General features: G+C 49.3%; 1 protein-coding gene. It reads left to right on the plus strand.

What is annotated here, in order from left to right; translation table 11 throughout:
* Positions 1–114 (plus strand): hypothetical protein (locus tag P0G09_RS20660; protein WP_275253617.1); only part of this gene is annotated, 114 nt, incomplete at its 5' end.
* Positions 115–286 lie beyond the last annotated feature (172 nt).

The raw sequence follows: 286 nt of genomic DNA on the forward strand, positions 1-286 counted from the left end.
CCCTGGGATGTTCTGGGCACCGTGACCCGCCGCATCGTCAATGAGGTCAAGCACGTCAACCGTGTGTTCTACGATAGCACCGGTAAGCCGCCTGCCACCATCGAGCTCGAGTAATGGACCAAAATGCCGAAAGCCTGTATTCATGCGGGTTTTCGGCAATTGTTTTTATCAATGCATGCGCAATTATAGCACTCCGCGTTGCTTTATGCTATAATAGGCAGGCAGCGAGGTGAAGAGTATGAAAAAAACAAGAGATCTGTTCTGGACTTTTTTGAAGATTGGTGCG

It is taken from the genome of Faecalibacterium sp. DFI.5.82 (assembly GCF_029076575.1).
GTDB lineage: Bacteria > Bacillota > Clostridia > Oscillospirales > Ruminococcaceae > Faecalibacterium > Faecalibacterium duncaniae.